Source organism: Mesorhizobium sp. CA10 (genome assembly GCF_020165285.1).
Lineage (GTDB): Bacteria > Pseudomonadota > Alphaproteobacteria > Rhizobiales > Rhizobiaceae > Mesorhizobium.
In genome coordinates this window covers 225,534-247,590 of record NZ_JAIUHV010000006.1, presented here as the reverse complement: position 1 = coordinate 247,590, position 22,057 = coordinate 225,534, and the positions used below count along the sequence as shown (strand labels likewise).

Genomic DNA, 22,057 nt, shown 5'->3' with positions numbered 1-22,057 from the left:
GCCTGCTTCGCGCTCTGGGAGTTGTGGCGCTTGCCCTGATTCTGACGATGGCCGCCGCCAATGCCGAGCGGCGCGTCGCGCTGGTGCTCGGCAACTCGCAATATCAGCACGCGGCGCCGCTCGCCAATCCGGCGCGGGATGCGCAGGCCATGGCCGATCGGCTCAAGGACCTCGACTTCGAGGTGGTCTCCGGCTTCGACCTCACCAAGCAGCAGACACAGACTACGGTCGCGCAGTTTGCCAAGCAGGTGCGGGGCGCCGACATCGCGCTTTTCTTTTATGCCGGCCATGGCCTGCAGGTCTCCGGCAAGAATTATCTGCTTCCGGTCGACGCCGCGCTCGAGGACGAGACCTCGCTCGATTTCGAGGCCGTCTCGGTCGATTTCGTCCTGCGCCAGATGTCGCGCGAGACCAGCATAAGACTGGTTTTCCTGGACGCTTGCCGCGACAATCCGCTTGCCGACGTGCTGGCGAAGACCGCCGGCATCAAGGGCGCAAGCAGCGGCCTCGCTGAAATCCCGATCGAGAATGGCGGCGCCGGCACGCTGGTCGCCTTCGCCGCAAGTCCGAACCAGCTCGCCTATGACGGTTCGGGCGGCCACTCGCCGTTCACCACGGCGTTGCTCCAGCATATCGGTGAAGCGAACGTCTCCATCACCGAAGCGATGAACAGGGTGACCAGCGATGTCTTCAAGGCCACTGCCGGCAAGCAGCGCCCCTGGATCAACGTCTCGCTGACCACCGAGGTCGTCCTGCACAGGATCGATCTCAATGCGCCGCTGATCGTCGGCGAGGCGGGCCCGCCTCAGGCCGAAGCGGGCTCCGGGACGCGCAACACCGGCGCGGCGTCCGGCCAGAGCGACGACCAGCTTGCGCTCAATGCGCTGCGTGAAAGAATCCCGAAGCTGGCGACGGACGGGCCGATCTTTTTCGAGCGCCCGGTCAAGTTCGGCGACCCGGCAATCGACGGCAAGAGCATAGCCCAACTGATCAAGGGACAACCGCTTTTCAGTCCGGTCGAAGGCCTCGACAAGTCGGTCTGGCAAGGCAAGCACTGCGACGGCTGCCACGAGTGGAACGAGACCCGCCTCTGCGAGCAGGCGAAGAATTTCGCCGCCAACGACGTCTCCGTGCTGCGCCTGCAGCATCCGCTCGGCACGCGCTTCAAGGTCGCTTTGGCCAGATGGGCGCAAGGCGGCTGCAAATGACTGCGTGCGGTAGGCCCTAATAGGCGTCGACCGATTGCCGCTGCGCCTCCATCTCCACCATCTGGATGCCCATATCGACGAAGGCCGAAAGCACGCCAAAGCGGTCCGCGGTCGAGACGCGCGCCAGCCCCGCCAGGATCCCGGCGTTGACGGCGTGGGCGGCGGGAAATCCAGTCGACAGCATATCGAAGGCCGGGTCGCGCCACGCCGCGGACAGAGCGATCCAAGCAGCCGGCGTCGTCGGCGACGGATCGACGGCGTCGCCCAGCGCCATTCGATGACGGGGATTGCCAGGCTCGCCGACCCAGTCATTGACGAGCGCCAGCAATTCGAGGTCCCTATCGGCAAGGAGTTCTGAGAGATGGCTCAGGCATTCATGCCCCCACCAGACCGCGGCGCGTTCCGGCAGGAGATAGGCACAGAACGTGACAGCCTCCTCCGGCACGCGCCCGGCGAGCAGGGCGCGGCAGAACTCGAGTGGGGATTGATTGGCGGGCGGCGATTTCATGTCCCGGGCGATCGCGGGACAGGCAAGAAAGAGATCCCTTGCGGTTCTGTATCCGAGTTCGTTGGCCATGGCTGCCAAACCCCGAGAGCCAGCTGATAACCACTCAAGCCTTTAGCCGAGAGCCGGTCAAGCCTTAGAGCCGGATGAACCCGTCTCTAAATCAAAGAACTAGAGCATGATGCCGCCCGAAACCGCTTCATATTTTTCGGCATCATGCTCTAGCTTTTAGCAGGTGGCGGCCACCGGCAACGTGCGCTTGTTCACAGACAATCGCTTCGAGATTTGATATGGTGCGCGCCAGCGAAACCCGCTCAAACAGGGCTCAAACAGGAGTGACGGTCATGCGGTGGGGCAGCTCAGCCTTGGCATTGGCGACCGTGCTTTTTTCAACGCACGTTTATGCCGATCCGCTACAGAAATCGGAAGACATCGTGAAGTTCTTCGCCGGCCAGGGTAATCTTGGCGCGTCGCGCGGTATCTGCGTCGGCACCGAGGAAGAGTGCAAGAGCAAAGCCGACAAGAACGAGGCGCCCCAAAAGGGCAGCCTCGACATGATGATCAATTTCGCCCTGGATTCGGCCCAGCTCGACCAGACCGCCCGCACGGAGCTGGACGAGTTCGCCAAGGCGCTGAAGGACAATAGGCTGAGCACGTTCAGCTTCGTCGTCGAAGGCCACACCGACGCGACCGGTACGGATCGCTACAACCAGGACCTGTCGCAGCGAAGGGCGCAATCGGTGGCGGCCTTCCTGACAGCGAACGGCGTTCAATCTACCCGCCTCGAGCCGATAGGCCTGGGCAAGTCGCATCCGCGCGTCGCCAATCCCTACGATCCGGTCAACCGCCGGGTGGAAATGCGGATCAGGACGCAATAGGGCGGTCGGCGCCGTTCAGCTCTTAGCGAACTGCCGATGGGCGACTGCCGACAGGCAGGGCTCGCATTCTCGATCAGTTCTAAAGCATGACCCGAAAAGTGGGAGCCGGTTTTCGGGACCATGGTTTAGAGGAAGCAATTTACCACTCGTTTACGATATTAGCGCAGCCTGATATTCGGCCATGCCGGTACAGCGTACATGCCCAAAGAGCCCCAGCGCCGATCCCCCTCAGCGCTGGGGTTTTTTACGCATGATCCATTCGACCACGTTGGGATCGACGTAATCGTCCCCGGTCATGATACGAACCAGCTTCGTCGCGCGCGGTCGCCATTGATCTTCAGGAATCTCATCCTCATCGACCCAGCGCCTGAACGCTTCGCGCATGACGTCGAATTCGAAGCACGAACCGTTTTCGTTGGATTGCTTTTTGACCATGGCCGGCAACGTCGAATCCTCTCAAATGTTCCAGCTCACCGCGCGTCGAAATCGTGCCTTAGCCAAAAGACCACGGTCAGCCGGGTCCCGGCGTATTCTGGATCGAACCTATCAGCGCGGCGATCGCCTGCTTGTATTTTTCGAATTCGGGAGACGTCTGCCGGATTTCGGTCGTGGTCGTCGCCGGCTGGCCCTGATCGGTCACCGCGCGCGGCGCTTTCTGCCCCATTTTCCGCTCGGCCCAGTCCACGACATAACTGGCGGTCTTGCCGGTAAGGAACGGGTTGGCCTGGATGACGGCTGATCCCAGAACCGCGGTCAATTGCGACGAGCCCGGCGCCGCCAGCACCTGATGCGCCCCTTCCATGCCGAGGAAATGGCAAAGATAGAGGCGACCGGCGGTGATCTGGTGGCCGCGGGCGCGCAGATAGGCTTCGCCTTCGCGCGCCAGGTTGCGCACCATCTCGCGCGACAGCGTCGCGTCGTAGCGGAGCGCCAAAAGGTCGGCGGTCGAAAGCGAGCGGGCGAGATCGGGACGATAGGTGTTCATCATGCGGATCCAGGTCTTGGAGATGAACTGGCCGGCGCCGGTCGCCGACGAAAGCGGGTTCTTGGCACGGGCGCTGCCGCCGCTTTCGACGTGCACGATCCGGTCGGTCAGCGTCTCGACGGCGGAATCGCCTGAGCCGCCGGAGCTGACGGAAACGGCGGCGGCGACCGAAGTGACCGTGCCCAGCGGATCGATGGCCTCGCCATTCTGATAGAGTTCGAAATGCAGATGCGGGCCGGTCGAAAGCCCTGTTGTGCCGATATAGCCGATGACGTCGCCGGCCTTCACCTTGGTGCCGACCCCGCTGGCGATGGCGAATTTCTGCATATGCGCATAACGCGTCTCGCGACCGTTGGCATGCGTGATCTTCACCAGATTGCCGTAGCCGCCGCCATCGCCCTGAAAGGAGATCGCGCCGTCGAAGGCGGCCATGATCGGCGTGCCGACCGGAGCCGCCCAGTCGACGCCCTTGTGGATTCGAACCGTGCCGAGGATCGGATGCTTGCGCGGGCCGAAGGTCGAGGTCATCACTCCGGCGACCGGTGTGACCATGCCGTTGGTGACGGTCAGCGATCGCACCTGATCGTCGCCCGTCACGCAGGCATACTGGCCGTCGCTCTGCTGGAAGACGAAACAGTCGAGGCTCTTTTGCGCGCCCTGGACGCCGACATAGAGCACCCGGCCGGAGATCTCGCCCTGGCCGCGCGGCGTCTGCGAGTAGATCAGCACCAGGCGCTGGTCCTCGCTGGCAAAGGCGTCGAGGTCCTGCCCCCGCGACAGATACATGATCGCCTCGCCGATGACGCTGGTCGGCACCTTGTTGCGCGCTGCCGTCGAATAGATCGCGTCGAGCAGGCGGTACTGCCGCTTGGGCCCGCCCTGGTCGGAGGCGCCGGAATAGTTGAACAGATCCTCGCGGACCCAGGGGTCGACGCCCGACACGAAGGCGCCGGCCGCATTGCGCGTCAGCGTGCCGACATAGACATTCTTGGCGTAGATCGAGACCTGCATCAGCGACATCATCGTCGTCTCGCGGTTCGGACGGAATCCGCGCATGGCCACCACAAAGCCGGACTCCAGCCCGTCGCGGTTGAACAGCGTCTTCAGCGCCTCGCCGGCAAGCTTCGCGTCGTCGGCGGAGAAATGCGCATCGAGCGCCACGCTGTCCAGGCTGCGGTCGTTGAGGATCTTCACGAACGTGTCCTCGGTCGCCTCGAAGCGCTGGTATTCGCTGGCGACGGTCGCCACGGTCGTGTTGTTCTCGACCGCGGTCTTCTTGAAAGCCGGGAGCGCGGCTTCGCCCTGGTCGATGGTCTCGCCCCAGCCGGCCTCGGGATCGTCGGCGTCGGCCTTGGGCGCCGGGCCGGCGTCGCTCTCGTCCGGCGCCGCCTGGAGGTCGTTCTCGAGGTCGCCTTGCGGATCGCCCTGTTGATCGTCTGGCGCTGCGGCCGGAGCGGGCGGTGCCGGTTGCTGGTCCTCGGGGATTCCCGAAGGCTTTGGAGCCGCCTGCCGCTGCGCCTGGAAGAAGGCGAAATCCTCCTGCGTTGACGGGATCGTCGTCATGAACTTCTCGCTGGCGCTCAGCATCACGTCGGACAGCATCTCGATTTGCGGCGAAGCCCCGGAACTGTCGAGCTCGGCCGGACGCGCGACGGTCTTGCCCTTAGTCGCGGTGTCGGCATCGGGCGCCAGCGTGATCCACATCGGATCGCCGGCGAGATCGATGATCGCCGGCACATAGACCAAGGCATCGGGCGGCACGTCTTCCATGCCCTCGACGGGATGCAGCTCCTCGTCCTCGTCGCCGAACGACCAATAGTCCTTGGTCAGGTAGAAGCCGGTGGCCAAAGCGACGACGGCGAGCGTTGCGGCCCCTGCAAGGATTCCGCGCCGGAGCTTGCGCCGGCGCTCGGCCAAGCGCGCCAGCTTCTTCTGTTTGAAGCTCGTGTCGATCGCGTGCGTCACGGGCTGCTTCCGGTCAGGAAGTAGGTCCAGCGCACCTGCTCCTGCGTATCGACCTCGACGAAGCGCGCCGCGATATGGCCGCGCTGCCAGCACTCTTCGATGCCACGGATCGAAAAGCGCCGCCGGTCGATGCACATCTCGGTCGATCCGTTGAGGATCGCGTGGCCGAAGACGTCCGTCGCGTAGAGATAAATATAGCGGTTGGTGAGCTCCTCGCGGATGACGTTGACGCACTGGTTGGCGCCGATGGTCCACCAGCCGTCAGTCTGGTCGGCATTGTCGACTTTCTGTCCGACCGCGAGATTGACGACGTCGAGCGTCTGGTTGCAGACGGTGAATTCGGCGTGCGCCTTGCCGGGCGAAAGGATCGAGAACAGCACCGCGCCGAGCAGCGCCGCAAGCGTCATGCGGCCCGGCAATCGGAGCCGGTTACGCTGCTTGCGTGGCGAGGGCTGGTGCAAATAACGCAGGCGGCGAAGGTCCATCGGCGTTCATGCTATCCGCCAAGCCGGAAATAGGTGGCCGTGGCGGAGAACTGCGATCCATCGGCCTCGATCTCCTCGAGGATCCTCGGCAAAAGCTCCGAGGCCGGCGTCGGTCTGGAGAACATGGCGGCCTGGATGTCCTTGGGGCCGGTGATCACCAGCATGATCTGCGGCACCGCCTTGCCGGCTGCTTTGTCCGCGGCAGCGAGACCGATAGGGATGTTGAAGGTCACCTTGTCGGTCTGCGGCACCATGCGGTCGTCGAGATTGAAGGCGATGCCCTTGTGGTCGATCAGCATGATGTTCGAGACAAGCCCGCCGCCCGTATACAGCGCGCCGCTGACCGGCGATCCGTCGGGGACCGATGTCCGGTCGAGGACAAGCTGTGGCTTTGCAGCCGAGCTTCGGTCGAGGAAGCGAAGGAAGGTGGGTACGCCGCACTGCGGCGGGGTGATCAGGCGCACGCTGATGTCCGGCTCGACATGGAACCTCGTCTGGAAATCGTTGAGCAATTGTTCGAAGGGCTGCACCGCCGTTGCGTATCCCTCGATCGTCGGGGTGGCGCCAGGTCCGGAAGTGACGTTCGCGTAAAAACAGCTGCCGCCGCTGAAATCACGCACCCAGGAGCGCTGGTCGTTCCACTTGATCATGTCGTCTTCCGCTGAAGGAAGCGCCGGCTTCGGCACATTGATGGCAACGTCGGTGTTGTCGGGCTGCTTGGCCGCCGGTGTCTGCGCTTGCTGCGCTGGTTGTGCCGGCGCGATCGGCGTTTCCGGCTGACTAGGTGTTGGGGTCTGCGCCTTCGGCTCGGCCGGCGGAGGCGTCGGCTGCGTCGATGCCTGGCTTTGCGAAGCTGGAGGTGGGGAAGCCGCCGGCTTGGGCAACTTGGAAAGCATCTCCACGAGCTCTTTTACGCTCGGCTTGGCCGCCGGCGGACTTGCCTCCTGCGCCGGCTTGTTCTCAGCCGCCTGGCTCGGTTCCGGCGTCTTGGCTGCCGGCTTGCCTGCAGGCTGCGCCGGCTTGTGGCTTTCGGCGGCCGCTGGCGCGGGAGCTGGCGCAGGCTTCGGCGATTGCGCCGCCGGCGGTTGCGCCGGTTTGGTCTCGACCTGTGGGAGATGCGGTTGGCTGTTGGCCTCGCTCTCCGGCTGAGTGGCAGGCCGGGCCGGCCTCTCGACGGGCGTCTTGGCCTCCGCATCGGGTTGGACAGGCGGCTTCGCCGTCTCGATGGTGGCGGCGCCGTCAGGCTTCGGCGCCTGCGGCTGAGCCGCGGCCGGTGCCTGCGCCTGAGATTTCGGCGCCTCCGGTGGCTGCGCCTCGGCCACCGGCTTGGCGGCTTCGGCGACCGGCTTCGGCGTCAGTGGCTTGGGTGTTACCGTTGCCGGCGGGGGCGCCAGGACACCGCTGAAATAAACGCCGCCCCCAACCAGCACAGCGAGAGCCGCGACCCCTCCGGCGATGGCGGGCATGCGCGAAGTCTTTTTGGGTGCGGCCGGTGCGGGCGCACTGGCCGGGGCGGCTGCCGGCGCGGGCCGTGGCTCCGACAGATGTGCGGGACGCACATGCTCAACGAAGCGGGGCTCGCCGGGAGACGCCGGCGGCTGCGGTTTGGAATCCGGCAGCGCCGTCCAACCGGCGCGCGGCAGGCCGGAGCGTTCGCGTGCCCCAAACGACACCGGCGGCGGCAATGTCGCCTCGAGATCCTCGCCGCGCGAGGCCCTGGCAATCTCGGCCATGCTGGCCGGCCGGTCGCGCGGATCCGGCTGCAGCATGGCTTCGATCAGCTCGCGGAAATCGGGATCGATATCCGACAGGTCCGGCACCGCCCGGCGCTTTTCGATGACCTCATATTGCGACCCGCTCATGTCGAGCGGCTTTCCGCGCAGCGCTGCCGCCAGCACCAGGCCGAGGCTGTAGATGTCGGATTGCTCGCTCACCTCGCCGCCATAGAGGCCGAGCTGTTCGGGCGAGACGTAATTGTATTTGCCGGCGAACTTTCCGCCGATCAGCGTTTCGCCGCCGACGGTGGCCGAACGGGCGATGCCGAAATCGATGATCTTGGCGCGCTCCACCCGACCGCCGGGCAGGATGATGTTGTCCGGCGAGAGGTCGCGGTGCACCGCGCCTGCCTGGTGCACCGCGGCGAGCCCCGAGGCGAGGCGATGGCAAAGCCGGCGCACATCATCCCCCGGCATCGGCCCGCGGCGCATGACGTCGAACAGCGACTGGCCGTCCACGAACTCCATCGCAAGATAGGGACGGCCGATCCCCGGATCGATGGTGAAGACGTGGTAGCGCACCACCGCGTCATGCGACAGATGGTTGAGGATCGATGCTTCCTTGCGGAACAGCGACAGGATCGTCTGGTCGCGGGCGAATTCGGGCAGCACGATCTTGATCGCCACATGGTCGCCGGTCTGGATGTTGTGGCCGCGATAGACTTCGCCCATGCCGCCGGAGGCGATCCTCTCGTCGAGCTCGTAGATGCCGCTGAGCTGCGTACCGACACCCGTATAGGTGACGTTCGTCGACAGCCGTGTCTTGTCGTCGTCGCTCATCCGGCCAGGCCCTCTGCCGCGGACCGATCCGAATGGAGCGCGCCGCTCTGCCCGTCGCCGATCTTCACGAGCACGATAGTCACATTGTCGGTTCCGCCGCGCGCCAGCACGGTTTTCAAGAGGTTCTCGCATGCCGTCCGCGGCGTGGCGGATCTGACCGCGGCCTCGATCTCGGCGTCGCTGACATGCGCGGTCAATCCGTCGGTGCCCAGAACGAAGACATCGCCCGCCATCAGCTCGCCCTGCTGGAAATCGATCTCGAGCTCGTCGCTGACGCCGATCGCATGCGTGATCACGTTGCGGCGCGGCCAGACGCGCGCTTCCTCGGCGCTGATCATGCCGCGGTCGAGCAATTCCTGCACCTCGGTGTGATCCTTGGAAACCTGGAAGATCGAGCCGTTGCGGACGAGATAGATGCGGCTGTCGCCGGCCCACAGGCAGGCGAAGCGTCCATCCATGGCAAGCAGGGCCGCGAAAGTGGAGCCGATGGTGATGCCGCGCGAGCGCGATATGTTGCGGATCTCGGCATTGGCGCGGCTGAGCCTGTCCTCGAAGCGGGCACGAAGATCCGGCGCCGAGCTGGCAATTCCGATCGTCGCCAGATGGTCGACGATGCTGGCCGAGGCGACTTCGCCGGCCTCATGCCCGCCCATGCCGTCGGCCACCACCCACAGCCCTGTCTGCGGCTCGATGAGGTAATTGTCTTCGTTGTGGTCGCGCACGCAGCCCTTGTGGCTCACGCCGAAGCTGTCGATGGGGAGGGCGACAGTACTCAATTTGCCACCAAGCGCCCAGCAGGCGTCCTCTGTGACCAGCCATGGGCCGCGTGCCCAGGCCACTCTGCCACAAGCGTATGTATTAGAGTACCGAAATGAAGGCTGGGACCGACCATCTCAGAACGCCTTCGGACAGCTGAAGCCGGACAAGGCCGGCAGCAGCAACGGATTGGCGCCCGAGCCGGCCTGGATGGTGTAGGCGACATCGCGTCCGCCGATCACGAAGCGCGCTTCGGTGTTGGCGCCGTCGCCGGTGATGGTTGCTTTGTCGAAAAGCCGCTTCAATGCCCATGGTCCTTCAAATTTGAGCGCGGACTCCCGGCCGGGCATTTCCGGCACGAGGCTGAGGCTCGCCGATCCGGAAGCGGCGCCGCTCGGCCATGTCACGATGCTCGGCGCGTTGCCGGCCTGGGCGCTCTGGACCGTCTGCCCGTCGACGTCGAGCAAAGCGCTGTCGACTTCGCTGTTCAATGAGGTGGGCGTTATGGTGATCGACACCGAGGGCACCGAGCCACCGGAAGGGAAAAAGGCGCTGCGGATTTCCGCCGCCGACTGGAACGCCTTCAAGGTCGACTTGGCCAGGTCGCGGCTGGAACGGGCGTCCTGCTTCCAGGTCCACTCCTGGCCGGTCATGTCGATCAGCGGCGCGAGGTTCTGCGCGAAGAACCGGTCCATCAGGCCGCCAGGCGCGAACAGCTTGGTGAAATCCGCCATCGAGATATCGTCGGTGCCGTCGCGTGTGAAGGGATAGCGGCCGTTGACTGCCTCCTCGCAGACGCGCGTCACCGTCTGGTCGAGGCTCTGGTTGAGGTTGGCGACGGAGGCCTCGGCGACATTGCCTTCGAGTTCGTCCGCCGCCGCGTTGACCATGCGTGCCAGCGGCTTGGGTAGGCGCGAGACATTGGCCCTTAGCGTCGAGATATGCAGCTGCAAATTGGCGTTGACGCGCTCGGTCTGCGTGGGGACATCGGCCGCGAGCTTCAGGCTCTGGAAGATGTCGTGGAAGTTCTGCGTCAGCGCGTCGAGCGGCCGGCGCCCGGCGGCCCCGCCGACGAGCGCCTGGAACGAGCGGAACTGCGCCTCGACGCTCGCGCCGGCATTCTGCACGACGGCCGAGCTAGCGCCGGCGCGGCTCTGCGACTTGCCGCCGGCGATCTGCAGGCCGATGCGGGCCAGCCCCTTGGCCATGCTGGCGGGGTCCGGCTGCGCCGTGCCGATATCGCCGTCGGCGCCGCTATCCTTCGTCAATGTGGTTTCATCGGCGATCGCGGTGAAGAGCTGGTCGAGCGGCGAGTCCGGCGCGGCGAGGGCGGAGAGCGCCAGATATTGCGGCTTGTCCTTCAGCATCGCCTTGAGCTTCAGCTGGTCGAGCACGCCGTTCCAGGCGGCGGCGAATTCCTTGCCGTAGCGTTCGATAAGCTCGGGGCCGAGCCTGGGCAGGTCCTGGTCGATGCCGCCCTGTTCGCCGCCGCCGCCGAGCACCCATTGGTCGTCGACGAGCATCTGTGCGATGCGCGAGAGCTGCGGCAGGAAGAAGCGATTGAACCCGGCGCGCGTGTAAAGACCGGGGACCTGAAGATCGGCGAGCTCACTGCCATCCGTGCGCTCGAACACCAGCTGCGCTTCCGGACCGGCTTTCGCGGCGATGGAGAAATCCCGCAGCTTTGCCGCGTAGACCGCTGACTTGATCTGCGCCGAGGCGCGGTCGGCGAGGCTCATGCGTCCGAGCGAGCGCTGCGCGGCCTCGATCAGCGGCTGGTTGAGCGCAAAGGTTGGATCGTAGGCGTCGTCAAGCGCAAGCATGGCGCGCAGATGCTTTTCGAGCTGCGCGCGGCCTTCGCGGTTATTCTCGCCGGGGTAGCGGTTCTCTTCCCAGTCCTGCCTCATCCAGGAGACAATCAGCTCGTCGTCGACCTTCGGCGCCTTGCCACCCAGCATCAGGTAGATCTTGAGCGGCTCGTAAAGCGCGATCGGATCGGCCATCCTGGCCTGGATCGTCCGCTCGGCCTGCACCAGCAGCCGCGAGCGGAAGGTCCGCTCCAGCGCCTGCCGGTAAGCCGTCTTAGAGGCCGACAGCAGCCGCTCGCGCTGGCTGAGCCCGAACGTCTCCTCGATCGGCTTTCCCTGGTCGCTATTTTCGAACCCGGCCGGCAGGTTGCGCAGCTGATCGAGCGGACCGATGACGTTTTCGAGGTCGACATCCGTCACCGTGGTGCTCTTGAGCAGGCTATCGGCGCTGTCGCGATAATGCGCCATGGCTTGGCGTGTGGAAGCGATCAGCGCCTTGTTGGCGAAGAAGCTGAGGTCAAGCATGCCGAGCGCCGCGAACGCCGCCAGCGCGATTGCGGCCAGGCCGCCGAACCTGGCGAGCTTCGCGCGCCGCTCGGCCGCCCGGTCGAAGGACACCCAGCCCGATTCCGGGAAGATCACATTGGCCAGCAGGTCGTGCAGGAAGAAGCTCTTGCCGGCGCCGGAAAGATGCGCCTGCGAGGCACTGCCGAAACTGCGGCCGATCGCGCCCAACACCTGGTCGAAGGGCGTTCCTTCCTGCGTGCCGGACGAGAAATAGAGCCCGCGCAGGCTGACATTGACCTGCGACCTCGATGTGTCGAACAGGCTGCCGACAAACTGCGTTATCCGGTTCTTCAGCGCCCCGAACTGGGCCGGGAAGCCGAACAGCGCGATCCGCGCCACCGGGTCGGGCTCTTCTTGCAAGCGATCGGCGACTTCTTCGGCGAGCCGCTTCGCCAGCTCGTCGAAGGCTGCGGGCGCCTCGCCGGCCATGTTTTTGGTGCGGTCGGCGGTCTGGAACGTCGCGCCCCATACCTTGCGCCTGCGCGCCTCATCGAAATCGCCGAAATAATCCATGAAGCCGCAGATGAGATCGGCCTTGGTGAAGAGCAGATAGACCGGGAACTGGACCTTCAGCGTCTCGTGCAGCTCGCGCAGGCGGCTCCTGATCTCGGTGACATGCGCGTCGAGTTGCCGGTCTTCGAAGCCGATCAGGTCGGCAAGGCTGATGGCGAGGATCACGCCGTTGATCGGTTGCGCGGTGCGGTGCTTCTTGAGCAGTCCCAGGAAGGCGAGCCAGCTTGCCTTGTCGTGCTCACGGTCCGATTCCTGCGTCGTATAGCGGCCGGCCGTGTCGATCAGCACCGCCTCGTCGGTGAACCACCAGTCGCAGGATCGCGTGCCGCCGATGCCAGCCAGCGGCTGCGCGCTGCCGGAGCCGGCAAGCGGGAACTTCAGCCCGGAATTGACCAGCGCCGTCGTCTTGCCGGCGCCTGGCGGGCCGATGATGATGTACCAGGGAATATCATAGAGGAAATTGCGCTTGCCGCTCGTCCGCTTCAGCGTCGCGATGGCTTCGCTCATGCGCGCTTCAAGCACCTGCGAATCGTCGTTGCGCTCGTCGCTGCGCACGATGGCGGTTTCGAGCGCCTTTTGCGCCTTGCGCCGCTGCCAGAAGCGGACCCCGTAGAACAGTGCGAGTGCCACGATGGTGACGCCGATGATGGTGGCCCTGAGCCACACAGGTCCAAGCGGGCGCGTATCGGCGAAGCGGATCAGCGGCCCGGCATACCAGACCGCCGCCGAGAAACCGGCAAGCGCGGCCAGGCTGAAGATACGCAGCATCCAGCGCATCAGTTGCCGTTCTCCGCCGCCGCGCTCGCCTGCAGGGTCTCCTGTTTCGGGATCATCACGTCGACGCGGCGGTTCCTGGCGCGGCCTTCCGCAGTGCCATTGTCGGCGATCGGTTCATCCTCGCCCTTGCCGTCGGCGCTCAGCCGCGACGGGTCCTTCAATTGCTTGGCCATCATTGCCTGGACAGCCTTCGCCCGGGCGACGGAAAGATCGAAGTTCGATTTGAACGTGCTCGATTTCTTCGGCTTCACATTGTCGGTGTGGCCGATGATATTGATGGGCCCCGGTTCAGCATCGAGCGCCGTGGCGATGTCGGCGGCGACAGGCTGGAACTGCGGCTTCACCTCCGCCTGGCCGGACGCAAACAAAAGCTGGTTATTGACCTCGACGACGATGAACTCGCCCTTCTCGCCGACGCCCAGTCCGCCGCCGGCGATCTCCTTGGCAAGTGCGGCGCGGATGCGGTCGATCTGGGTGGTGTCCGGAACCGCGGGCGGCGGCGGGCTGGCTTGCGCGGGCTCAGTGGGCGCCGCCACGCTGGCGCGCTCGATGGTGACGGGCGTCGACGGGTTGAGCGCCAGCAATTCGCCGGCGGTCGCGTCGCCTTCGTCGGTGATCAGCACCCGCAGCCCGAAGAAGGCCGCTGTCACCAGCGTCGCGGCGGCGGCCGCTGCCGCCCAGAGCGGCAGCCGCGCCCTTGGCTTTGGCAACGCCGCCGCCATGCCTTGCCAGCGTGGCGAGACGTCGTCGTTGGCGCGCGGCTTGAGGTAGCGCAGCGTGTCGTAGACGTCGCGCCGGACGCGTTCGAGCATGTTTCGTTCGCCTGTCAGCCCCCGATACTGGCCTTCGAAGCCGAGCGACAGGCAGGCATGCATCAGTTCGAGCAGGTCGTAATGCGCTTCCGGCTGGGCGAGAATCTTGTTCAACGCTCCATAGAAGCCCGTGCCCGTCGGTTGGGTGTGGAAGAACCGCGCCGCCAGGCTGTGCTGAAGCCAGCTGTCTTTGTCCGGCCAAGGTAGATTGCCGACGAGGTCGTCGGCGGTTTCGCAAAGGGCGAACTTGGCGATGCGTGCGTCTTCCTCGGCTACGCCGGCTTTGGCGATCGCGCGGTCGAAAGTCTCGATCGCGTCGGCGATACGCTCCGCCAAGGGTGCGGCTTGCCGTTCGACCGGTATCAGCCGCAATTGGCCGAAGAGCATCAGCAGCGGCGCCGCCGCGGCAAGGATCGGATTTGTCGCGGCATATCGCACGCCCTCGGCGGCGGCGAGCACGGCGTCCTGCGGCAGCCCCGGCGTCGCATTGTCCATCGCTCCCGGGGCAGGCCCCTGAAACAGCACCGTTCCGGACGACCAGCCGGTTGGCATCTGTCGGCCGCCGCCGGGGTCGAACACTGTCGCCTCGCGGGCGGGCGATGGAGCAGGACGTGCGCCTTCCGGACCGGATCTCTCGGGAGCCGCAAGCGGCTTCTGCTTCGGCCGCGGCGCGCGGATGACGGTTCTATCCGCCGGCCTGGAAGGATCCTCCTTTGAGCTCATCGGCGACGACCCGCCGTCGAATTGCAATGACCAGGTTTTTGCCCGGGGAAACGCGTTCCAGCCTGAGCCTCGGCGGCGGGCCGCATGGAAAGGCTCATCTCGCCGAAACATGACATTGCTGCACACGCCCCAAGCCACGCCGCTTTGCCCGCCGGGCAAGCGTCCCTAGGCATTCTAGTCGCCCGGATACCCAATTGAAACGGCCCGTCGATTGAAATCGGAGAGCAAGATGCTCGAAGAGGCGGCTTCTTCTATGAGACCCGTCACATACGGTTGGCGAGGTGTGTGCCGTGCGGCTATTTCTGCTTGTCGGCCTTGGCGTAGGCTTCGGCGAAATAGGCGAGGAAGACATCCAGCATGCCGTTCTCGTGCTTGTCTTCCATCGTCCGCCAGGTCGCGACAAGCGCATCCCAGGCCTGACTCTTCCTGGATGAGAAGGAAGCCGGCGGGATCTTTTTGGCGATCGCCTCCGGCGATAGGTCGTCAAGCAGCCGCGACAGCGCGGCCTGCATGGCGGCATAGGTCGCGATCTCATGGGTCTTCAGATCGCGGAACGCATCCTCGACGCAGCGCCTGGCATCGAGATAGCCGGCCCTGCGCCTGGCGAACATGATCTCCAATATGTCGTCGGTGCCCGGCACGAATTTCAGCGGGTTGTTGTCCTCGGCGCCGATCATCGTGCGGTGCGCGCTCTTGGCGAGCACCTTTGCCGCCGCGCGCGCCTTGAGCAGCAGGGATAGCTGCTCGACCGTGGTCCTCAGCACGGAGCCGATCTCGGCCGCGACATCGTGCGGGTCGCGCGACTGCAGCAATTCAGGCGCGATGCCCGCCGCCCTGGCGATCTCCCGCAGCATCGCGTCCGCTTCAGCCGGCCGATTGGCCGGGGCCGCCGGACCGAGCTGCAGGGCCGAGGATGTCGAGACGGGCGCCGTCCCGGTCGGTCGCTGTTCCGCCGGAGTGAAGAACGGCTCATGACCGGGATCCGGCGTACGGCCGGTCGAGGGCGGCAGCTCGCGCTGCGTCGATCCCGTCCTGGTCTGCGGATGTCCGGTCGCGGCCCGTTCGTCTTCGATCGAAACGCCGACGACGTAGCGGCCGATCAGCAGCCGGTCGCCCTGGGCCAGCCGATGCGGTCCGCTCATGCGCTGGCTGGACCCGTTGACGAAAGTGCCGTTGCGCGAGACATCGTAGAGCCAGAATGAACCCGCCTGGTAGCGGACCTCACAGTGCCGGCCCGAAATGAACTTGTGCGGGTCCGACAGTGTCCAGTCGCAATTCTCGCGGCCGATCTCGAAGCTGCGGTCGCGGGCGGCATAGCTGGCGGCGGTGCCGGCCGGCAGCCTGTCGACATTGCTGATCTGGAGCGAGATGAACATCCGGAAGCGTCGCCCAACTTGGTCAACAAATGCTTATTTTCCGCGCAATTCCAGGCGGGAACGCCAACGCACCTTTCCTGGAATTGCCTTGGCATTCTAGCAGCTTGCGAGCGCGGCGGGAGAGCTGCGTTTCACACCGGCGCACGGGGCGGTTTAACCACAGCTGTTATTTGGCCGCCGCCAAACATGTGCTAGGCTGAAAGCGGTCCGGTACGGTGGGCGTGAAAAGTTCCCGAACGTGATGCGGTTAACATAGCGGGGGCTTCAATCCATCATACTGGCGGCCGCGTCCAGGAGGGGCACGACCATGCCGAACGAACGCGCCACGGTTGTGCAGACGCCGGCTGGCGCCGACCTGACCTTCACCCATCTCATCGGCCGCGATGAGATCAGCCGCTGTTTTGCCTATACGGTCGGCTTCGTCTCGAAGAACCGCGACATCGACCCGTTGAAGATGCTGGGCGGCGTCGTTTCGGTCGAGGGCGAATCCGATCCGAAGCGCTGGTTCAGCGGCCTCGTGTCGGATTTCAAGCTGACCCGCATCGAGGACCGGCTGGCCTTCTACGAGGCGACCGTCAGGCCATGGCCCTGGTTTCTCGGCAACACCACCGACTGCCGTATTTTCCAGAACATGACGGCGGTGGAGATCGTCGAGAAGATATTCTCGAAATACGGCATCGCCAAATTCGAGAAGCGGCTGCAGGGGTCCTATCCCCAGCGCGAATATTGCGTTCAGTACGACGAGAGCGATCTCGATTTCGTGCAGCGGCTGCTCGAGCACGAAGGCATCTTCTATTTCTTCGAGCATGACGAGGGCAAGCACACGCTCATCCTCTGCGATGCGATGAGCAAGCTGAAGCCGGCGTCCGGTTACGAGAAGGTGCTTTACAACTTCGAGGGCCAGGCCTCACGGCGCGATGTCGAATACATCACCGAGTGGATTCCGGGCAGCGCGGTGCGGCCGGGCGCCTATGCCCACACCGACTATGATTTCGAGAAGCCCGGCGCCGATCTGATGGCGAAGTCCGCCCAGCCCTTCGCCCACAAGGAAGCCTCGGGCGAGAACTACCGCCAGCCGGGCGCCCATCTCGATGTCGGGCGCGGCGACAAGATCGCCGGAATCCGTCGCGAGGAGCTTCAGGCCCTGCACCAGCACAGCACGGCGGTGGGTACCGTGCGCGGCCTTTTTTCCGGCTGCAAGTTCACGCTCGAAAGCTTTCCGCGCGACGACCAGAACCAAGACTATCTGGTGGTCAGCGCCGAATATCGCCTGTTCGACCCGGGCTACCGGACGCAGAACGAGGCCCACAGCGAGAATTTCAAGGTCGTGCTCGGCGTTGCGCCCACCAAACTGCCCTACCGGCCGGCGCGCATCACGCCGCGGCCGATCATGCGCGGCCCGCAGACGGCGACCGTTGTCGGGCCTTCGGGCGAGGAGATCTTCACCGACAAATATGCGCGGGTGAAAGTGCAGTTCCACTGGGACCGGCTCGGCAAGAAGGACCAGAACTCTTCCTGTTTCGTGCGCGTCTCGCAGACCTGGGCGGGCAGCAACTGGGGCTTCATCCAGATCCCGCGCATCGGCCAGGAGGTCATCGTCGATTTCATCGAAGGCGATCCGGACCTGCCGATCATCACCGGCCGCGTCTACAACGCGTCGCAGATGCCGCCCTACGGGCTGCCGGGCAACGCCACGCAGTCCGGCTGGAAGTCGAATTCCTCGAAAGGCGGAGGCGGCTACAACGAGCTGATGTTCGAGGACAAGGCCGGCTCCGAGCTGGTCAATTTCCAGGCCCAGAAGGACCATCACCTGCTGATCAAGCACGACCGCAACAAGACGGTCCAGCACGACCAGTCCGACCGCATCGACCACGACGCCAAGCACTCCGTCGGCCACAACCTCGACGAGGACGTCGGCAACAACAAGACCGTCAAGATCGGCGTCGACCAGACGACCAACATTGGCAGCAACGACACCGAGACGGTGGGCAAGAACAGGTGGCTGACGGTGGGCGCCAATGAGACGATCAGCATCGGCGCCAATTCGACGGAGAACATCGACGCCAATCATTCGCAGACGGTGGGGCTCAATCAGACAGTCACGGTGGGCATCGCGCGCGTCGATACTGTGGGGGCAGCAGAAGCGCGGACGGTTGGCGCTTCGCAGACGAACACGATTGGTGCGACACGGTCGGTGAGCGTAGGGATCAACCAAAGCCACAGCATTGGCGCCGGCGACTCGTGGACCATCGGTGCGGGGCAAGACATCAGCATCGGCGCCGGGCAGACTGTTACCATCGCATCGTCACAAGCTACCGACATAGGCGCCTCCCGAGCCACCAACATCGCATCCAACGACGCCACCGATATCGGCGGCGGTCACATGCTCAAGATTGCCAAAGGCAGCAAGATCGATGTCGGTGAGAGCGGCGTTATCGAGGTCGGCAAGAATTTCACGCTCGACGCCAAGGAGAGCATCACCCTGAAGACGGGCAGCGCGCAGATCGTGATGAAGAAGGACGGGACGATCATCATCGAGGGCAAAGATATTACCGTCAAGGGCTCGGGCAAGATCAACATCAAGGCCTCCAGCGACGTGATCATCAAAGGCTCGACGATCAATGAGAATTGAGGGTGGCGATGAGCAAGGTCAGGGCTAAGATAGACGGCGTCGTAATCGGTGCCTTCCTGGGTTTCGGTGAGGAGGCGCCGCTCGTCGTTTTCGCCGGCAATCCGGAAAAAACAGCGTTGCCCGCGCACAGCCTGTGCGAGTTGTCTTCCAATATGATTGGCTGTGAGGTGGCCTTGCTGTTCCAGGAAGGCAACCCTCGCAGGCCTTTGATCGTCGGTCGGATCGTCGATCCCAACCGCGCGAAGACGGCTCCGCAAGTCATCCGTGACGGGCAGCGTGTGCAGATCATCGCTGAGGAACGCCTCGAGCTCAGATGTGGCAAGGCGATCATCCTGATGGAGGCGGACGGCCGCATCACAATTCGCGGCGCTCATATCACTAGCCACGCCAGTGGCGCTCAGCGCATTCGCGGCGGCTCGATCAACCTGAATTGATGCAGACTCCGTTGAAGGCACAGGGTCCACGGCCGGCCCGCATTGCGGCGGAAGTCATACGCCAGCACGCGGAGCTTGTCGCCTTCCTGTGGGCGCAGCGTGACAGTTGGTCAGCTGAGGATCCGCCCGACGCCAGGGTCATCGCCGGGATCGACCAGCGACTCGAGATAAACCTGGACGCCCTGCGCATCGCCGCCGCCTCCGCCTGGCCGTTTCTGATCGCGCAGCACGAGGACTTCCCGGACAAGGGCGAACTGTTCGCTTTCGCGTGGATGGCTCTGGAACTGGCCGACGGCGAGAAAGTGGCCCAGGCAGCAGAATTCGGGCGTCTGACAAGTGACGACGCTAAGGGCCTGGTTGGCGCGCTGGCATGGCATAAGCCAGCGGTCATCGGGCCCATTGTTCGCAAGTGGATAGGCGAGCCGGATGCCTTCCTGCGCTTTCTAGCCGTTTCGGCATGCGCGGAGCACACCGTTGACCCAGGCGCGACTTTGGCCAGGCTGGTTAAGGATCATGATCCCAGGGTGCGCACTGCGGCCTTGCGCCTTGCCGGTCAACTGCGGCGCTTCGATCTGGTACGCGACGTCCATGACGCGTTCGATCACGAGGATGAGCGCGTCCGGCTTTGGGCCGGCTGGGCGCTCGTCGAATTGGGGTCGGGAGACCTCACGCGGCAGGAACTCAGGAAGATCGCGGCGGCCGCCGGCCCGGATGCCATGATCGCGCTGCGCGCACTGGCAAAGGCGGGACCTGACAAGGACGTTCGCGCCTGGATGGGAGGGCTGATGAAGACCCAGCAGACAGCGCCGCTTGCCGTCCGCGGCATCGGCATGCTGGGCGACAGGTCCGTTCTGGCCTGGCTCATCGAGCGTATGCGCGAGCCTTATGTGGCCGTCGCGGCCTGCGCGGCATTTCTCGAGCTTTTTCCCGAAGCCAGGTTGGAGACGAAGCTGTTCACGGTCGGCCCGGAGGAATTGGGCCCGGCCTTCGCCCAACACTTCGAGAACGACGTGGTAAAGCTTGCGTTGCCCGATCGGGTGCAAGCGTGGTGGTCGGAGAAGGGCACCGTGCCGCAGCGGTAAATCCGCAGGAGCAATTCCAGCAAAAGTGCCCCGTTAAAATCAAAGAGATAGGGGGTCCGTCCTTTCCGTGAAACGGTGAACCACCCCAGGTGCTGTTCTTCAGTCTGGTATGGGGTGTCCGAAGAAATAGCGTTGGCCGGGAACGAACCGGTTCAACTGATCGCTCTCCAGGAATTCCTCCAGAACGGCCACCGCATCGAGCCGGCGGTCACGACCCTTCTCGTCGAAAAGCCCCGTGCAATTGACGCCAGTTGCAGCTTCAAAAATGAGCAAACCGCGGTGGAATCGTTCGCTCTGTGCGTCTTCAGCCTCCAATTTGGCTAGCATGCCTTTTGCCAGTTGCACCACGTCCAATGTCCGCGCCTCAAAAACCTTCATACCGACGAGACCGTCGGCGACTGACGATCGAATGGAGTCCACCCGCTCCGCCAGGGTCTCCGGAGTCGGCTGATCGTCACGCGAATAAAAGATTGGCCCGTCGTCGGACTCCAGCAGGTAAGAGAGTTCGCGAAGTGTCTGATCGCGGTCCTCATCGGGGTTCGTCCCAATGGAATAGAGTTTTACCAGCAAGGGAACCGCGCGGATGTCGCATGACAGGCCGATTAGTGCCGATAAATGAAAGCGAACCCACTCTTCGTTTTGCAATTTTTGAAGATGGCTCAGCGCGGCTGTCATCTCGGTCCACCCACCAGCGCAACCAAGAATATTGACACCAGCGTACCAGATTAGGCTGTCTTGGCTGCGCAGGAGAATCTCTCTTACATGGGTCAGCTTCGAAAAATCTCCCTCCCGACAGTGCAGATTTATCGTGTACAGATCCTCCCAAGCCGTGTTTGCCTTGAGGCTCAGGGAGTATTTTGAACTGACAAGATCTTCCTGAGGCAGAAAGAACCCCAGCGCGAGTGCGTCAAAGTCTCTTCCGAGAGGCATATTCGATTCCAATCTCGATCACGAGGCGGCTAGATTAAACTTCTGGTTCCCTGTTCGAGTGTCGTTTGGAGGTCTTCAATGTCGTCGCACTCGGGGCCGCCCATTTTGTTGTCTGGCACCACATTGTCTGGATCGTTGCATCCGCCTGCTTGTTTCGGTGTCATGTGATTTCGCTTTGTCATGGTCGGACGCGTTGTCGGGGTGGAACCCCACTGCCTGTCGACTTTGGCTTTCGCTCGCCTGCCGAAAGCGTCGTCGCACACCTGCGCCACGGTTCTGGGCCCCGAGGCACCCCGAGGTGGATATCGCACCCCCGATGGAATTTCGAAATGTATGGCACAGCCGGAAGTATTCGACGGATGAACGTTGTTGCATCCGGCCCCGCCAGCATCGCGCGCCGCCCGCGCTTGCTGTTTTGCAAGCGTGAAATCTCTTAGCGTGTTGTACAGCGCCGTCTGGTCGGGACCTGGCGGGAGACGGTCGATTCGCGACTGCCAGAATTGAGTAGACGTCACGGCCCTGAATGGCCTTCCAGTTGCGGGGTCCTTCTGCCATTCGTGCAACGCGTCGCCGCAACAGGGACAAATTCCGGCGTCGATAACATCCTGGGCATCCGCAAGATTCTGAAATTCGATCGGCGGTAGCGGCGCTGTGGTGGTCCCGCTCGATGCATGATTGCTGGTGGTGATGTCGAAGTGCCGGCAGACGTTCTTGCCCTCGAACTTCACGTCCATGCACCAGGCCTGAAAATAGGTCTTGCCGGTGATTTGATGGGTGACGACATTCGCCCCGAAGGTGCGCGTCGCCGCCTCGTCGCCAAGGACCGGTTCCTGGTAGTAGGATTGCTGCGCCAGCGCGGCGCCTTTGCCGCCGATCAGCACCGTGCTGGAACCGGACTTCAGGTTGTTGGAGAACGAGGTGTCGGGGTACGGGATAGGGATCGGGCCGGCTGGCGGCGAAGGCGGCGACATGCAGACGTCCGGAAACCGTGCGATGGACTTGTTCATGCCGTTTTCGGCGGCGATTTCCCACATTCCTGCAAAGACTTTCTTCGTCATGCGGAAAC

Annotated in this window: 16 protein-coding genes; 5 read left to right on the top strand and 11 right to left on the bottom strand. The window is 64.0% G+C overall.

Annotated features, from left to right (window positions below; all coding sequences use genetic code 11):
- Positions 1–47 precede the first annotated feature (47 nt).
- Positions 48–1,208, top strand: coding sequence for a caspase domain-containing protein (locus tag LB535_RS15555; protein ID WP_224632835.1), 1,161 nt, complete (start codon positions 48–50; stop codon positions 1,206–1,208).
- Positions 1,209–1,224: 16 nt separating this feature from the next.
- Here the strand turns inward: LB535_RS15555 and LB535_RS15550 are convergent, their stop codons facing one another.
- Positions 1,225–1,716, bottom strand: coding sequence for a DUF6931 family protein (locus LB535_RS15550; RefSeq protein ID WP_224632834.1), 492 nt, complete (start codon positions 1,714–1,716; stop codon positions 1,225–1,227).
- 341 nt (positions 1,717–2,057) lie between these two features.
- On the opposite strand from LB535_RS15550, the gene LB535_RS15545 reads away from it, so the two are divergent.
- Entirely contained in the window at positions 2,058–2,591 is a 534-nt protein-coding gene (locus LB535_RS15545; protein ID WP_224523530.1) for an OmpA family protein, read from the top strand.
- A 228-nt stretch (positions 2,592–2,819) separates the two neighbouring features.
- Here LB535_RS15545 and LB535_RS15540 read toward each other — a convergent pair whose 3' ends face one another.
- From LB535_RS15540 to tagH, 8 genes are all read right to left on the bottom strand, one after another.
- Entirely contained in the window at positions 2,820–3,035 is a 216-nt protein-coding gene (locus tag LB535_RS15540) for a hypothetical protein (RefSeq protein ID WP_140844086.1), read from the bottom strand.
- Positions 3,036–3,102: 67 nt separating this feature from the next.
- Positions 3,103–5,541 (bottom strand): M23 family metallopeptidase, encoded by a 2,439-nt coding sequence (locus tag LB535_RS15535; RefSeq protein WP_224632833.1) that lies wholly within the window; start codon positions 5,539–5,541, stop codon positions 3,103–3,105.
- Positions 5,538–6,026: a DUF1036 domain-containing protein gene (locus tag LB535_RS15530; RefSeq protein ID WP_224632832.1), complete on the bottom strand. Its 489-nt coding sequence runs from the start codon at positions 6,024–6,026 to the stop codon at positions 5,538–5,540. The genes LB535_RS15535 and LB535_RS15530 overlap by 4 nt, the downstream gene beginning before the upstream one ends.
- An 11-nt stretch (positions 6,027–6,037) precedes the next feature.
- Positions 6,038–8,581 (bottom strand): serine/threonine-protein kinase, encoded by a 2,544-nt coding sequence (locus LB535_RS15525; RefSeq protein ID WP_224632831.1) that lies wholly within the window; start codon positions 8,579–8,581, stop codon positions 6,038–6,040.
- The gene (locus LB535_RS15520) at positions 8,578–9,357 is read right to left on the bottom strand and encodes a PP2C family protein-serine/threonine phosphatase (RefSeq protein ID WP_224632830.1); all 780 of its coding nucleotides are present in this window, start codon (positions 9,355–9,357) and stop codon (positions 8,578–8,580) included. The genes LB535_RS15525 and LB535_RS15520 overlap by 4 nt, the downstream gene beginning before the upstream one ends.
- Positions 9,358–9,474: 117 nt before the next feature.
- A complete protein-coding gene (gene tssM, locus LB535_RS15515) occupies positions 9,475–13,002 on the bottom strand; it encodes a type VI secretion system membrane subunit TssM (RefSeq protein ID WP_224632829.1) in 3,528 nt (1,175 codons plus the stop codon).
- The gene (tssL, locus tag LB535_RS15510) at positions 13,002–14,537 is read right to left on the bottom strand and encodes a type VI secretion system protein TssL, long form (RefSeq protein ID WP_224632828.1); all 1,536 of its coding nucleotides are present in this window, start codon (positions 14,535–14,537) and stop codon (positions 13,002–13,004) included. The genes tssM and tssL overlap by 1 nt, the downstream gene beginning before the upstream one ends.
- Before the next feature lie 296 nt (positions 14,538–14,833).
- Positions 14,834–15,913 carry a type VI secretion system-associated FHA domain protein TagH gene (gene tagH, locus LB535_RS15505; protein ID WP_224632827.1) on the bottom strand — a complete coding sequence of 360 codons (1,080 nt, stop codon included), beginning with the start codon at positions 15,911–15,913 and terminating at the stop codon, positions 14,834–14,836.
- A 307-nt stretch (positions 15,914–16,220) separates the two neighbouring features.
- On the opposite strand from tagH, the gene tssI reads away from it, so the two are divergent.
- Genes tssI through LB535_RS15490 form a run of 3 tightly spaced genes read left to right on the top strand, consistent with a single transcriptional unit; the run spans position 16,221 to position 20,061 of the window.
- A complete protein-coding gene (gene tssI, locus LB535_RS15500) occupies positions 16,221–18,545 on the top strand; it encodes a type VI secretion system tip protein TssI/VgrG (protein ID WP_224632826.1) in 2,325 nt (774 codons plus the stop codon).
- A gap of 8 nt (positions 18,546–18,553) precedes the next feature.
- Positions 18,554–18,979: a DUF6484 domain-containing protein gene (locus tag LB535_RS15495; RefSeq protein ID WP_224632825.1), complete on the top strand. Its 426-nt coding sequence runs from the start codon at positions 18,554–18,556 to the stop codon at positions 18,977–18,979.
- Between the two features lie 11 nt (positions 18,980–18,990).
- Positions 18,991–20,061 carry a HEAT repeat domain-containing protein gene (locus LB535_RS15490; RefSeq protein WP_224632824.1) on the top strand — a complete coding sequence of 357 codons (1,071 nt, stop codon included), beginning with the start codon at positions 18,991–18,993 and terminating at the stop codon, positions 20,059–20,061.
- A 99-nt stretch (positions 20,062–20,160) separates the two neighbouring features.
- On the opposite strand, the gene LB535_RS15485 is transcribed toward LB535_RS15490, so the two are convergent.
- Together LB535_RS15485 and LB535_RS15480 are read right to left on the bottom strand one after the other, a co-directional pair.
- Positions 20,161–20,991, bottom strand: coding sequence for a hypothetical protein (locus tag LB535_RS15485; RefSeq protein WP_224632823.1), 831 nt, complete (start codon positions 20,989–20,991; stop codon positions 20,161–20,163).
- A gap of 29 nt (positions 20,992–21,020) precedes the next feature.
- Positions 21,021–22,049, bottom strand: a complete 1,029-nt coding sequence (locus tag LB535_RS15480; RefSeq protein ID WP_224632822.1) for a PAAR-like domain-containing protein — start codon at positions 22,047–22,049, stop codon at positions 21,021–21,023.
- Positions 22,050–22,057: the final 8 nt, after the last annotated feature.

Excerpts from the sequence above, each read along its gene's own strand:
- LB535_RS15555 (WP_224632835.1), top strand. The coding sequence starts at position 48 with ATGGCCGCCGCCAATGCCGAGCGGCGCGTCGCGCTGGTGCTCGGCAAC.
- LB535_RS15550 (WP_224632834.1), bottom strand. The coding sequence starts at position 1,716 with ATGAAATCGCCGCCCGCCAATCAATCCCCACTCGAGTTCTGCCGCGCC.
- LB535_RS15545 (WP_224523530.1), top strand. The coding sequence starts at position 2,058 with ATGCGGTGGGGCAGCTCAGCCTTGGCATTGGCGACCGTGCTTTTTTCA.
- LB535_RS15530 (WP_224632832.1), bottom strand. The coding sequence starts at position 6,026 with ATGGACCTTCGCCGCCTGCGTTATTTGCACCAGCCCTCGCCACGCAAG.
- LB535_RS15525 (WP_224632831.1), bottom strand. The coding sequence starts at position 8,581 with ATGAGCGACGACGACAAGACACGGCTGTCGACGAACGTCACCTATACG.
- tssM (WP_224632829.1), bottom strand. The coding sequence starts at position 13,002 with ATGCGCTGGATGCTGCGTATCTTCAGCCTGGCCGCGCTTGCCGGTTTC.
- tssL (WP_224632828.1), bottom strand. The coding sequence starts at position 14,537 with ATGAGCTCAAAGGAGGATCCTTCCAGGCCGGCGGATAGAACCGTCATC.
- tagH (WP_224632827.1), bottom strand. The coding sequence starts at position 15,913 with ATGTTCATCTCGCTCCAGATCAGCAATGTCGACAGGCTGCCGGCCGGC.
- tssI (WP_224632826.1), top strand. The coding sequence starts at position 16,221 with ATGCCGAACGAACGCGCCACGGTTGTGCAGACGCCGGCTGGCGCCGAC.
- LB535_RS15495 (WP_224632825.1), top strand. The coding sequence starts at position 18,554 with ATGAGCAAGGTCAGGGCTAAGATAGACGGCGTCGTAATCGGTGCCTTC.
- LB535_RS15485 (WP_224632823.1), bottom strand. The coding sequence starts at position 20,991 with ATGCCTCTCGGAAGAGACTTTGACGCACTCGCGCTGGGGTTCTTTCTG.
- LB535_RS15480 (WP_224632822.1), bottom strand. The coding sequence starts at position 22,049 with ATGACGAAGAAAGTCTTTGCAGGAATGTGGGAAATCGCCGCCGAAAAC.